The sequence below is a fragment of the Streptomyces sp. NPDC058295 genome, from assembly GCF_042880655.1.
In the GTDB taxonomy this organism is placed as follows: domain Bacteria; phylum Actinomycetota; class Actinomycetes; order Streptomycetales; family Streptomycetaceae; genus Streptomyces; species Streptomyces coriariae.
This window is the reverse complement of sequence record NZ_JBHVYO010000022.1, coordinates 141,887-154,428: the sequence shown is the minus strand read 5'-3', so window position 1 is coordinate 154,428 and position 12,542 is coordinate 141,887. Positions and strand designations below refer to the sequence as shown.

General features: G+C 70.2%; 9 protein-coding genes and 1 pseudogene. 4 read left to right on the top strand and 6 right to left on the bottom strand.

The genetic code is table 11. The features are described from left to right. Positions 1-233: 233 nt before the first annotated feature. The 4 genes from ACFVYS_RS24155 to ACFVYS_RS24140 all read right to left on the bottom strand — a co-directional run bounded on the left by ACFVYS_RS24155 (position 234) and on the right by ACFVYS_RS24140 (position 5,804). On the bottom strand, positions 234-449 hold the full coding sequence (locus ACFVYS_RS24155; protein ID WP_389505064.1) for a hypothetical protein: 216 nt from the start codon (positions 447-449) through the stop codon (positions 234-236). A gap of 351 nt (positions 450-800) precedes the next feature. Beyond that, a complete protein-coding gene (locus ACFVYS_RS24150; protein WP_389505062.1) occupies positions 801-1,400 on the bottom strand; it encodes a hypothetical protein in 600 nt (199 codons plus the stop codon). Positions 1,401-2,217: 817 nt separating this feature from the next. Then, on the bottom strand, positions 2,218-4,878 hold the full coding sequence (gene adhE, locus ACFVYS_RS24145) for a bifunctional acetaldehyde-CoA/alcohol dehydrogenase (RefSeq protein WP_389505060.1): 2,661 nt from the start codon (positions 4,876-4,878) through the stop codon (positions 2,218-2,220). A 215-nt stretch (positions 4,879-5,093) separates the two neighbouring features. Further along, positions 5,094-5,804: a CBS domain-containing protein gene (locus ACFVYS_RS24140; protein ID WP_389505058.1), complete on the bottom strand. Its 711-nt coding sequence runs from the start codon at positions 5,802-5,804 to the stop codon at positions 5,094-5,096. A 558-nt stretch (positions 5,805-6,362) separates the two neighbouring features. On the opposite strand from ACFVYS_RS24140, the gene ACFVYS_RS24135 reads away from it, so the two are divergent. The 3 genes from ACFVYS_RS24135 to ACFVYS_RS24125 all read left to right on the top strand — a co-directional run bounded on the left by ACFVYS_RS24135 (position 6,363) and on the right by ACFVYS_RS24125 (position 9,458). Continuing rightward, complete coding sequence (locus tag ACFVYS_RS24135) at positions 6,363-7,055, top strand: response regulator (RefSeq protein ID WP_389505056.1); 693 nt, start codon at positions 6,363-6,365, stop codon at positions 7,053-7,055. A gap of 141 nt (positions 7,056-7,196) precedes the next feature. After that, positions 7,197-8,225, top strand: coding sequence for a type I glyceraldehyde-3-phosphate dehydrogenase (gene gap / locus ACFVYS_RS24130; RefSeq protein WP_389505054.1), 1,029 nt, complete (start codon positions 7,197-7,199; stop codon positions 8,223-8,225). Positions 8,226-8,468: 243 nt separating this feature from the next. After that, a complete protein-coding gene (locus ACFVYS_RS24125) occupies positions 8,469-9,458 on the top strand; it encodes an Acg family FMN-binding oxidoreductase (RefSeq protein WP_389505052.1) in 990 nt (329 codons plus the stop codon). Positions 9,459-9,611: 153 nt separating this feature from the next. On the opposite strand, the gene ACFVYS_RS24120 is transcribed toward ACFVYS_RS24125, so the two are convergent. Both ACFVYS_RS24120 and ACFVYS_RS24115 read right to left on the bottom strand, forming a co-directional pair. Beyond that, on the bottom strand, positions 9,612-10,295 hold the full coding sequence (locus tag ACFVYS_RS24120) for a CBS domain-containing protein (RefSeq protein WP_389505050.1): 684 nt from the start codon (positions 10,293-10,295) through the stop codon (positions 9,612-9,614). Positions 10,296-10,332: 37 nt separating this feature from the next. Further along, positions 10,333-10,797 carry a cyclic nucleotide-binding domain-containing protein gene (locus ACFVYS_RS24115; RefSeq protein WP_389505048.1) on the bottom strand — a complete coding sequence of 155 codons (465 nt, stop codon included), beginning with the start codon at positions 10,795-10,797 and terminating at the stop codon, positions 10,333-10,335. 321 nt (positions 10,798-11,118) lie between these two features. Between ACFVYS_RS24115 and ACFVYS_RS24110 the strand changes: the two are divergent. Beyond that, positions 11,119-12,526 (top strand): annotated as a pseudogene (locus tag ACFVYS_RS24110) (APC family permease). Positions 12,527-12,542 lie beyond the last annotated feature (16 nt).

Genomic DNA, 12,542 nt, shown 5'->3' with positions numbered 1-12,542 from the left:
TCCCACCCTCGGCCGCTGAGAGCCTGGTCCAGCTGGTCGATGATCTCCCGCATGGAGGCGGGGTGCTCGGTGGCGAAGTCGAGGTCCTGGCTCGGCCGGTGGACGATGCCGGGAGGCGCCGGCTCGACCTGACCGGAGGATCGAACCAGGACTGCGCTCTGATCGCCTGCCGCGCGGACTGCCGGGCGCGGGACATGATCGACGGCCGACGCCCGCGGGCGGTCACGCTTTCCCTACCGGGCCGGTTTCCTGGTGTGTTCGTCGTCGCGCTTCCTCTGCTCGACCGGGCGGCGCTGGGCGTCGGTGTCGTGGCTCAGCGCGTCTCCGGCCTCGCTGTCATGCGTTCCGGGCACGATCGCGTCCTGTGCCTCTCGGCGGGCGGCGCGGTCGCCACTCTCGCCGGGGGCTTCGGAGGGCGGGGTCGGCTTGCGGTCTTCCTTCTCGGTCATGCGGACTTCCCTTCCGTACATGCTCTTGCCGCGGTTCGTGTGGCGTTTTTGGGGTCGTCTTTTACGCAGCGTTGCCTTTCACGTTCGGTCTCCCTCGTCTTCGGCTGCACGGAGACGGCCGTCGCTGATCACGCCACCCCTACCTTGTTCCCGGTGCGAGCGTCGGCAGTCTTCTCGCCGAGGCGGCGGTCGGGTGCCTGAGTGGGACGTTTTCGTCCGGGCCGCCTCCCGCATCCTGCGATGCCGCAGAGTCTGCCCTGCATGCCCCCGGTTCGGCGTCAGTGCGGCCCGGTGGAGCGGGGCGGGTCCCGCTCTCGCCCCGCTCCACCGGTCTGCGGATCACCGATGGCGTCAACGCAGTGTGTACGCCGTGGGGAGGGTCTGCCGGACGGTGTTGCCCTGGCTGTCGGTCGGGCTGATCCGTAGGCCGACTCCCTTGGCGGCCTGGTCCCGCCGCGGGTTCCTGACCGTCGTGGTGAAGGTGTTCTTCCCGGTCGCCTTCGTGGTCGCGGGGTGCCAGGTGCTGCCCGCGTCGAAGGTGGTCTCCGCCTTCAGAGAGGTCACCTTCGGACCGTCGGAGAGGCGTTCCTGGTAGTAGGCGACGACGGTGATCTCGTGGACCTGCCCCGCCTCGGCGGTGTTGTCCAGGGCCAGACCGAAGTCGTAGCGCAGGAAGATCAGCGGCTCGGGGCGGCAGGCCGCCTGGTTGCTGCCCACCGTCTCGCCGATGCACGGGCTCAGCGTCGAGGTGTCGTTCTTGGCCGCCGTAGCTGAGCTGTACTGCCACACCGTGGTGACGTCGTCGGTCTGTGTCTCGAAGGTGTAGCGGGCGGACTTCGCCGGAAGGTCGTAGGAGACGAGGTCACCGCCCTTGCAGTGAATGATCAGCGGTGTGGTGTCGCTACTGGGACATCCCTCCTTCCAGGAGCCACATTCGCTCGGATGGGGCACCTTTAGGTCGCCATTATTGAAGGGTCAACAGGGCCTGTTGCGGCTGGTGTTGGCGGCGCTGATGTAGCCGACAAAGCGCCGTCGCTTGAGCCAGATATCAGGGAGAGCAAGGTGTGTCGCGCGCGCGGCGGTGGATAGCGTCTACGCGGATTCATCCAGCGCTTTCAGCACCGAATCGGCGTTTCCGTTGTACACGATGTGTGGTGGGTCGGCCACGGTGGATCAACGAACAGTCCCGAGGCGGCTCTTCCTGACCTCTTGCAACGATGGTTGTGTATTCACGGCGACCGTTGGTGGGCCAGCTGGTCCACAGGCCCTTGATACCCACAGAGAGTGGCAGATCTGGGTACGGCTACTCAGGCTCCACTCCGTCCGGTCCCGCAGACTCCCCGCATGGGATGGACGCAGACCGAACTGCTCGTGGAGGAGGCGGCGCGGCGGGGCGTGATCGCGGGGTTCGGCGGAAGGGGCGGCTCTGTGTGGTTCGGCTGCCCCGCCGTGCTCGACCGCTTCCTCAGGGCCGGTTCCCGGGAGGGGCGGTCAAGAGGGGCGCTGTCCTCCGGAGTGCGGTCATGCGCGAGACGAGGGGCGCGGCGGCCATGGCGGACGCCCTCCCGAGATGCCGGGACTGACCGGGATCATCGTGTCGGCCCCTGTCTGCATCCGCAGGGACTGCGAGGCGGAGGCGGGGGACCGGCGGACGAGCTGCGAGGGTGCCGTGCCGGGAGTTGGGCATGGCCGAATGGACTTGTCCCCGGGCTCCCGGTACGGCACGGCAGAACGGCACGGCACCTCGCGTGGCAGGCACCGCCGGACCCTACTGGTCGGGTGTGCCTGTCGGCCCGTAGAAGGCGGCTCGCATGATCCCCTGCATGTCGTCGAGCATGGGCATCCGCGGGTTGGCGGGCGCGCACTGGTCTTCGTAGGCGTTCATGGCCTGTTGGGGCAATGCGTCGAGGAAGGTCCTCTCGTCGATGCCGAGAGACTGGAACGACGGTTCGATGCCCACGGCGTCGCGCAGACGCTCCACGGCGCGGGCAAGGGATTCGACGCCCTCGGCCGGGGTGCCGGCCGGCAGGCCCAGGGTGCGGGCGATGTCCTGGACGCGTTCGGGAGCACGGTAGCTCTCGTACTTGGGCCAACCCGTGAGCTTGGTCGGAACGGTGCCGTTGTAGCGGATGACGAGGGGGAGCAGGACGGCGTTGGTCCTGCCGTGCGCGATGTGGAACGTGGCGCCGAGGGTGTGGGACATGGCGTGGACGATGCCGAGGAAGGCGTTTCCGAAGGCCATACCCGCGAGGGTGCCGGCGTTGTGCATCTTCTCGCGCGCCTGCGGGCTGTCCGTCCGGTCGTTCACGGCGGCCTCGATGTGGCCGAAGATCAGCCGAATCGCGTGCAGGGCGAGGCCGTCGGTGAAGTCGTTGGCGTAGACGGACACGTACGCCTCGATGGCGTGGGTGAGGGCGTCGAAGCCGCTGTCCGCCGCCAGCGCCGGGGGCAGCCCGGTGGTGAGCAGCGGGTCGACGATGGCCACGCTCGGCGTGAGCGCGTAATCGGCGAGCGGGTACTTCTTGCCGGTCGCCGGGTCGGAGATGACAGCGAAGGGGGTGACCTCGGCGCCGGTGCCGGAAGTGGTGGGCACGCACACGAGACGGGCCAGACGACCGAGGACGGGGAAGCGGAAGGCCCGCTTGCGGATGTCGGAGAACTTCTGCCGCATGTCCGCGAAATCGATGTCCGGCTGCTCGTACAGCAACCACATCACCTTGGCCGCGTCCATCGGCGAGCCGCCGCCCAGCGCGATGATCGTGTCCGGCCGGAAGTCACGCATCAGCCGGGCGCCGCGCTGCACGGAGTCGATGCTCGGCTCGGGCTCGACGTTGTCGATGACCTGGACGGTCACCGGCTCGTGGCGCCGCTGCAGCACGCGCGTGACGCGGTCGACGAAGCCGAGGCGGGTCATCGTCGCGTCGGTGACGACCGTGACCCGGTGCACGTCCGGCATGGACGCCAGGTACCGGATCGCCTGCGGCTCGAAGTAGATCTTCGGCGGCACCTTGAACCACTGCAGGTTGTTGCGGCGGGTGCCGACCCGCTTGACGTTCAGCAGCTGGGCGGCGGATACGTTGTTGGACACCGACGTGCTGCCCCAGGAGCCGCAGCCCAGGGTCAGCGACGGCAGCAGGCCGTTGTAGATGCCGCCGATCGCGCCCTGCGAGGACGGCGCGTTCACGATGATCCGCACGGTCTTCATCCGCTTCCCGTACGCCTCCGCCAGCGCGCGGTCCTCGGTGTGGATGACGGCGCTGTGGCCCTGGCCGTGGAAGGCGACCATGTCCGCGGCCAGGTCGAAGCCCTGTTGTTCCGAACGGGCGCGCAGCACGGCGAGGACCGGGCAGAGCTTCTCCCGGGTCAGCGGCTCCTGCGGGCCGACCCGGTCCGTCTCGGCCAGGATGAGCGAGGTGCCGGCGGGCACCCGGAAACCCGCGCGCTCCGCGATCCACTCGGGACTCCGGCCCACGGCGGTGGCGTTGACCTTGGGCTCACAGCCCGCACCGGCGGTGCCCGCAGGGAACAAGAAGGTCTCCAGCTTCGCCTTCTCCTCGGCGGTCGCCAGGTGGGCGTGCAGCGTGCGGAACTCGGCGAGCGCCGGTTCGTAGATCTCGTCGTCCAGGATGACGGCCTGCTCGGAGGCGCAGATCATGCCGTTGTCGAAGGACTTGGACAGCACCAGGTCGTTGACGGCGCGGCGCAGCCTGGCGCTCTTGTGGACGTACGCGGGGACGTTGCCGGCGCCGACCCCCAGGGCGGGCTTGCCCGCCGAGTAGGCCGCCCTGACCATGGCGTTGCCGCCCGTGGCGAGTATCAGCGGGACGCCCGGGTGGCGCATCAGAGTGCCGGTCGCCTCGACGGACGGAGCCTCGATCCACTGGATGCAGTGCTCGGGAGCTCCCGCGGCGAGGGCGGCGTCGCGCACGACGCGGGCCGCCTGCGCGCTGCAGCGCTGGGCGGAGGGATGGAAGGCGAACACGACGGGGTTGCGGGTCTTCAGCGCCATCAGCGCCTTGAAGATCGTCGTGGAGGTCGGGTTGGTGACGGGAGTGACCGCGCACACCACGCCGACCGGTTCCGCCACCTCGACCATGTCCTCGATGTCGTCGCGGGCGATGACGCCCACGGTCTTCAGGGGAGCCATGCTGTGGGTGACGTGCTCGCAGGCGAACATGTTCTTGGCCGCCTTGTCCTCGAAGACGCCCCGTCCGGTCTCCTCCACCGCGAGGCGGGCCAGCGCGGTGTGCTGGTCCAGAGCGGCGACCGACGCCTTCTTGACGATGTGGTCGACCTGCTCCTGGTCCAGGGCCTCGTAGTCGGCCAAGGCCTTGAGTCCGTTCGTGACGAGCTGGTCAACGGCGATGACGGTGTCCGACGGCGCCTCGGCGGTGGCCCTGGTCGCGGTGCGGTCGTCGTGGCGGGTCATGGGTGTGCCTCCGTCGTCGAGAGGTGAGGCCGCACTTTCCGGCGGCCGTACGAGAGCGGCGCCGTGGATGACCGGTGCCGCTCCGTCAGCAGCGTCTCGTCGGCAGCGCTGCCCCGAGCAGGTCCTCCCGGTTCCCAGCGGGTTCCTGACCGGCCCCGAATGCGCGGGCCGAGTGGCCCTTACGCCTGTTGAACGCTGCGCGGTGCGAGCGCTTGTCAGAGCGGCCAGGGGTGCGCGATCCCGCCCGTGTGCCGCTCGGGCGGACGGGTGTCGTCGACGCGGGACGTGAGGTTGTTCACGACGCCCACCACTCCATCCACCCGCCACGTCAGCTGGATGGCCAGGGGGATGCCGCTGCGCTGCTCCAGCCGACCCTGCAAGGTGACCATGCCGTCCCGGACCGAGACGTTCACCGTGTGGGGCGGCACGCACATGGCCCGCGTCAGCACGTCCTCGAGCACTTCCCGGCCGATCTCCTCGTCCGTGCGCAGGAAGACGCGCAGCAGGTCCCGTCGGGTGGCGATGCCGATCAGCCGGTCTTCCTCGTCCACCACGGGAAGCCGGTCCACGTGGCGGCGTTCCATGATGCGTGCGGCGTCCGCGACGCGCTGTTCGGGGTGCACGGTGACAGCGGGCGTCGACATCAGCTCGCCGGCGGTCGTGGCTCGGGCCGCGGCCGCCGCGTCAGGGGTGGAGCCGCGCGCGGACTTGCGGCCACGCCGGACGCGGCCGTGAGGGGGCCGAGCCGCCTGATGGCGGATCAGGTCGGTTTCGGAGACGACCCCGAGGACGTTGTCGTCGTCGTCCACCACGGGCACGCCGCTGATGCGGTGCCGGTCCAGCAGGCGTGCCACGTCCTTGAAGGGTGTCTCCCGGCGCGCTTCGACGACCTCGCTGGTCATCACCTCGCCGACGATGCGGGTCATCACACCACTCCTTCCCTCGACCATCCGCGAGAGAAGCGCGGCGGACGGTGTTGTGCCCGGACGCCCACAGGCCGGAAACCCTGTGCGGCAGGTCGTCCGTGAACGCACCGGAGCCGGAGCGCACGGGCAATGTCGGCCGCCGGCCGTCGATGTCCCTACGGACCGTCCCGGGGAACCGGCCCCCGGTACGAATCCAGCGTCCGGCACGACGAGCCGCCGGGGCAGGGGCCAACCGTCCCGAAGCCGGGACCGAATGCCCCGACTCCAGGAATCGGCCCTGTCACCTACGCAATCCGCCGCTTCGGGATGCGCGCGATTGGGCGCAGGGGGCGCGCAGGAGAGGGATCGTCGACGATCTCCCGCCGCCCACGGGTGGTCCGAGGAACGCGGCGAGGGCCTTGCTCGACACCGGAGTTCGATGGTCCGCAGCAGTGTAGGGCCGACCGGCCCTGGCCCTTCGGCCCTGGAACGCGCACGATCTACGGTAGGCAGGGACCGGGGCACGCGGTGGGCGTCTTCCGGCGCAGGTACGAGACGGCGCAGAACGAGGAGCATTCGATGGCGGACGGCAAGCGGCCCGGACCCGACGATCCGATCCAGGTCTTCCTGCTGGACGACCACGAGGTGGTACGCCGCGGGGTGCGCGACCTGCTGAACGACGAGCCGGACATCGACGTGGTCGGTGAGGCGGGCACCGCGGAACAGGCACTGGTGCGTGTCCCCGCGCTGCGCCCGCAGGTGGCGGTGCTCGACGTCCGCCTGCCGGACGGCGACGGTGTGACCGTCTGCCGGGAGCTGCGGTCGCGCATGCCGGAGCTGGCCTGTCTGATGCTGACCTCGTTCGACGACGAGGAGGCACTGCTCGACTCCATCATGGCCGGCGCCTCCGGATACGTCCTGAAGCAGATCAAGGGATCGGACCTGGTCTCGGCCGTCCGTACCGTGGCCGCCGGCCAGTCCCTGCTCGACCCCAGCGCCACCGCCAGGCTGATGGCCCGCCTGCGCCAGGGCCCGGAGCCGGAGCCGGAGCCCGACGCCATCCCGGGCCTGACGGACCGGGAGCGGGAGATCCTGGCCCTCATCGGTGAGGGACTGACCAACCGGCAGATCGGTCAGCGGCTCTACCTCGCGGAGAAGACGGTCAAGAACCACATCTCACGGCTGCTGGCCAAACTCGGCGTGGAGCGCCGCATCCAGGCGGCCGTCATCGCCACCCAGGCCCAGGACCGGCTCAGGCAGCAAGGCCGTTGAGCCCGCCCGCACGCCAGGCCCACCGGGCCGAACGGCCCTCCTCCCAGCCCCGTGCGGCCCAAGCCGGATCCCTTTCCGGGCCGTCAGGCTGGCAGCGCACCCGGACATCACCGGACGGCACTCATCGGGAGGATGACGGACATGAGCGTGCGCGTCGGCATCAACGGCTTCGGCCGCATCGGACGCAACTATCTGCGCTGTGTGCTGGAGCGTGCGGAGACCTCGGCCGGCACACCGGTCGAGGTCGTCGCGGTCAACGACCTCACCTCGCCGGCGGCGCTGGCCCATCTGCTGGAGTTCGACTCCACGTACGGCCGGCTGCACCGCGTGGTCGAGCACGACGACACCTCGCTCACGGTCGACGGGCACCGGATCGTCGTGACCGCCGAGCGCGACCCGGCAGCTCTGGCCTGGGGTGACGCCGAAGTCGATGTCGTCATCGAGTCCACCGGCCGGTTCCGCACCCGCGAGCAGGCGGGACTGCACCTGAAGGCCGGCGCCCGCAAGGTACTGCTGTCGGTGCCGGGCAAGGACGTCGACGCCACCGTGGTGATGGGCGTCAACGAAGGCACGTACGACCTGGAGCTCCACCACGTGGTCTCCAACGCCTCCTGCACCACCAACTGCGTGGCGCCCATGGTGAAGGTCATCGACGAGCACTTCGGCCTGGTCAAGGGCCTGATGACCACCATCCACGGCTACACCAACGACCAGGTGGTCCTGGACGGCCCGCACAAGGACCTGCGCCGTGGCCGCAGTGCCGCAGTCAACATCATCCCCACCAGCACCGGGGCCGCGCGTGCCGTCGGTCTGGTGCTGCCGGAGCTGGCCGGGACCCTCGACGGCATCGCCGTGCGAGTGCCGGTCGAGGACGGCTCGCTGACCGACCTGAGTGTGGTCCTGGAGCGGCCCGTGACCGCGGACGAGGTCAATGCCGCCTTCCGTGAGGCCGCCGACGGACCGCTCAAGGGCATCCTGCGGGTGTCCGACGCACCGATCGTCTCCCGGGACGTCGTAGGCGATCCCGCCTCGTGCGTCCTGGACGCCCCGCTGACCCAGGCACACGGCGACCTGGTCAAGATCTTCGGCTGGTACGACAACGAGTGGGGTTACACCAACCGGCTGCTGGACCTCACGGAGTACGTCGCGGCGCGGCTTTCGCAGAGCTGACGAGCCTGGTCGCACGCGATGACCTCTGCGGACATGAGGGGGCCAGGGGCGACTGGCCTTGCGTCCTGTGTTCGGACGTGGTGAATGGAGGTAGGGCACACCTGCACAGAGCCGCGCGTTCCCGCCGGGCGCAGGTCGGCGGGAACGCACACCGCTTCGAAGAAGCCCGCATGTGCGGCGCCCCGCCCGTCACGACCGACGGGTGGGACTCGCCGCGTATCCCGAGCGTGTGAGGAGGATGCCATGGCGTCCCGACTCGACGAGAAGACGGTGGCGAAGCTGGTGGCCGAGGCCACGGCGGCGCCGTCCATGCACAACGCGCAGCCGTGGCGGTTCCGCTTCGTGACCGGTGAACGCCTGATGCTGTTGTACGCGGATCTCGAGCGGGCCATGCCCCGCTCGGACCCCGGCAACCGGGCGTTGCACATCGGTTGCGGGGCGGCGCTGTTCAATCTCCGCGTCGCCGCCGCGCATGCGGACCTCGTCGCGGAGACAGCGCTGTCGCCCGATCCGCAGGACCCGACGCTGCTTGCGGCCGTACGTCTGTTCGGCGCTGTCGGGCGTCTTCGGGACGACGACCTGGTGCGGCTGCACCCGGGGATCCAGCAACGGCACACGAGCCGCCACCCGTTCGCGGACAAGGCCGTCCCCGAAGACGTGCAGGCCACCCTGTGCGAGGCCGCGGCACGCGAAGGCGCCGAGCTGTTGTTCCCCGGCCCCTGGCACACCGAGACCGTTCTCGACCTCGTCCGCGACGCCGAGAGCCGCGACGTCATGGACCCCGGCTCCGACGAGGACCTGGTGCACTGGACGCGGCTCGGGCCGGAAGCGGACATCGCCGTCGACGGCGTCCCGGAGTACGCCTTCGGTCCCCGCAAGCGGGACGGCAAGGCTCCCGTACGGGACTTCGCCGGCCGTCGGCGCGTGGCCGACCGTGGCACCACCACCTTCGAACACACCCCGCATCTAGCCCTGCTCAGCACCCCCGGCGACGGCTCCGACGACTGGCTGCGTGCAGGGCAGGCACTGGAACGCGTCCTGCTGGAGGCCACCCTGGCCGACCTGGCCACCTCCCTGACCTCGCACGCGCTGGAGACCCGCGACCTGCGCCTGCTGGCCCGCGACCCCGGGGAGGGCACAGGCCAGGTACAGATGGTGCTGCGACTCGGCTACGGCCCGCGCGGGCCGGTCACGCCTCGGCGCGCGGTGGGGGAGGTCCTCGACATCGCGTGACCTCGGCACGACGGATTCCCCGGCGGGGCGTGGCGCGGTCCCCCGCGTCTGGTGGCGAGCGAAGCCTGCGCCGACGGCAGCCCGTTCCTTGCGGGTCGCGGGCACCCCGTTCGCGCCCAGCTGGGCGAGGGCAGTGGACTCCGCCGGTGAGCGTCACCGCGGCGCGGCGGCTTCCTCCGGTTCGGGCGGCCCTCCGTGGGGAGCGAGGTCGAATTCCACGTCCACCACGCCCTCGACGGCACGGGCCAGACGTGCTGCCACCGGCACCAATGCGGTGTCCCGGACGCGGCCGGTGAGCTGTACGACCCCGTCCCGCACGCTCACCAGCACGGCCGACTTCGGTAGGGGGAAGAGGTAGGACACGACCTCGCGCCGTACCTCCTCGGCGATCTCCTCGTCGTCGCGCAGGAAGACCTTGAGCAGGTCGGCGCGGCTGACGACGCCCTCGAGCATGCCCAGGGCGTCGACCACGGGCAGCCGCTTGACCTTCGCGCGCGCCATGGTGCGAGCCGCCTGTGCGAGGGTGGCGTCCGCGTGGACGGTGAGGGCAGGGGATGTCATCAGCTGCTCAGCGGTGAGCGCACCCGCCTTCTCCAGGTCCTTGAGACGCCGCAGCTGCGTATAGCGGTCGGGATCGCCGTCGCGGAACTCCTCCTTGGGCAGCAGATCCGCCTCGGAGACCACGCCGACGACCCGGCCCTCGCCCTCGATCACGGGCAGGGCGCTGATCTTCCACTCCTGCATCAGCTGGACGATCTCCTTGAAGGCCGCCCCGCGGCCGACCGCGGCGACCGTGTGGGTCATGACATCGCTGACGATGTGCGGGGTGCCGTGCATGGCCACTCCTTCGTTCTTCGTCCGGGAGCCGGCGGGGTCAGACGGAGCTGCCGGCGCCGTACGGGGCGTACAGGTCCAGCAGATGCGTCCTGGCCGAACGGAGCCGGTGGGCAAGGACCTGCCCCACCCACTGGGAGACGTCCCGGCCCAGGCCGGCGTCGTCCTGGCACAGGGAACGGATCGCCGCGCCGTCGAACTCGTAGGCCCTGACCGGTGTCGTCGCCTCGGCGCCCAGGTGCCACGCGTGCGGCGGGAAGAGCCAGGACCAGCCGACCAGTTCGTTGTGGCCGAGGTTCTCGATCACGGCGGGCCGACGGCCGGGGACGCGCATGTCGAGGTCGATCCTGCCGGTGCGGATGATCCAGAACCGATCGGCGCGCGATCCCTCCTCGAACAGGCGGGTTCCCTGAGGAATGGACACCTCCCGGGCGAACCGCATCAACCGCTCGCGGTGTTCTGCGGTCAGGGAGCGAAGCATGGTGGGGGTGGGGGAAGGGCTCATGGCGTGCCTCCGCGAGGGCTGTACGACGTTCCACGACCAGCGTGTGCCATGAGCCCCTGAGCAGGGCAGGGGCCACCCGGTCCCTTGGCCGGGACCTTCGGGGCACCCCGGGCCGGTCGGCCCTCGCGGCCCGGCACCCCTCGGCACCGCCTCGGGCCGTGTGGCCGCTGCCTGCGCCCGGCACGGCGCAGAAAGATCGTTCACGGATTCGACCCATCTGCACCGAACCGCACAAGGAGCACAGCCATGCCCAGGACCACCAGGACAGGGGAGCGAGCTGCGCCGGGACCATCACTCGGTCTGCCCGCCGCGTCCTCGCTCGTGATCGGCACCATCATCGGCACGGGGATCTTCGCCCTGCCTTCCGCCCTGGCACCGTACGGACCGATCTCCCTGGTGGCGTTCGTCGTCGTGACGCTGGGCGCGCTGGCGCTTGCACTGACCTTCGGAGCCCTGTCGAAGAGGGCGCCGGCGAGCGGCGGGCCGTACGTCTACGCCCGCGAGGCGTTCGGGGAGTTCGCCGGATTCCTCAACGCGTGGTCGTACTGGATCACCGCCTGGGCCGGGAACGCGGCCATCGCCGTGGCATGGGTCGGTTACGTCGAGGTGTTCGTCAACACGGGCCACAAGACGTGGATCTCCATGGGGCTCGCCCTCGGCGGACTCTGGACCGCGGCCGCGATCAACCTCACCGGCGTCCGCAACATGGGCGCGTTCCAGGTGGTCACGACCGTGCTGAAGTTCGTCCCGCTCGTCTTCATGGCCACCGTCGGGCTGCTGTTCATCGACCCGGACAACTTCGGCACCTTCAACGCCAGTGGTCGGTCCGCCGTCGGCGCGATCTCGGCAGCGGCCGCCATCGCCCTGTTCAGCTACCTCGGCCTGGAGGCCGCCTCCGTGGTCGCCGGCCGGGTGCGCGATCCGGAGCGGAACGTGCCCCGTGCCACCGTGTACGGCACCCTCCTGTGTGCCGTCCTCTACATCCTCGGCACCCTCGCCGTGTTCGGCACCGTCTCGCACGGCGAGCTCGGCGCCACCACCGCGCCGTTCACCGACTCCGCGAACAACATCTTCGGCGCTACCTGGGCCGGGGACGTCGTGGCTGTCGCCGCCGTCATCTCCGGCATCGGCGCCCTGAACGGCTGGACGATGCTGTGCGCCGAGATGCCGTACGCCGCCGCCCGCGACGGTCTCTTTCCCGGCTCCTTCGCCAGGCTTCGCGGGCAGAGCGGCGTCCCGGCGTTCGGGTATCGTCGCCTCGACCGTGCTGGCCTCGTTGATCACGGTGTTCAGCTACTCGCGCTTCGAGGACGTCTTCACGAAGATCGTGCTGCTGAGCGTGCTGACCGCGCTGATCCCGTACCTGTTCTCCGCCGCCGCCCAGCTGTACTGGCTCCTGGTGCGCGGCCGGGAGAGCCTCGCCCCCCGGCGCCTGGCCCGCGATGTCACCGTCGCCGGCCTGGCACTCGTCTTCTCCTACTGGTCGATCCAGGGCAGCGGCTACCAGACCGTCTACTACGGGCTGTTCGTGCTGCTGCTCGGAGTTCCGGTCTACGTCTGGCTGAAGCGGGGCGAGGGCGTCCACGGCGGTACCGGCCTGCCGATTCCCGCCGCCCGCGTTCCCCGGGAGGAGCGGGCGCCGGAGACGCCGACACCGCCCCGGGCGCGCCCGCGCGGCAGCGGCACCGGTTCCCTGCGCAAGCGCAACGTCCAGCCTCACCACGAGTGATCACCCTCACCAGGAA

Coding starts and splice junctions, on each gene's coding strand:
- ACFVYS_RS24125 (WP_389505052.1), top strand. CDS start 8,469: ATGGCGTCCCGACTCGACGAGAAGACGGTGGCGAAGCTGGTGGCCGAG.
- ACFVYS_RS24140 (WP_389505058.1), bottom strand. CDS start 5,804: ATGACCCGCATCGTCGGCGAGGTGATGACCAGCGAGGTCGTCGAAGCG.
- ACFVYS_RS24135 (WP_389505056.1), top strand. CDS start 6,363: ATGGCGGACGGCAAGCGGCCCGGACCCGACGATCCGATCCAGGTCTTC.
- ACFVYS_RS24115 (WP_389505048.1), bottom strand. CDS start 10,797: ATGAGCCCTTCCCCCACCCCCACCATGCTTCGCTCCCTGACCGCAGAA.
- ACFVYS_RS24120 (WP_389505050.1), bottom strand. CDS start 10,295: ATGCACGGCACCCCGCACATCGTCAGCGATGTCATGACCCACACGGTC.
- gap (WP_389505054.1), top strand. CDS start 7,197: ATGAGCGTGCGCGTCGGCATCAACGGCTTCGGCCGCATCGGACGCAAC.
- ACFVYS_RS24155 (WP_389505064.1), bottom strand. CDS start 449: ATGACCGAGAAGGAAGACCGCAAGCCGACCCCGCCCTCCGAAGCCCCC.
- adhE (WP_389505060.1), bottom strand. CDS start 4,878: ATGACCCGCCACGACGACCGCACCGCGACCAGGGCCACCGCCGAGGCG.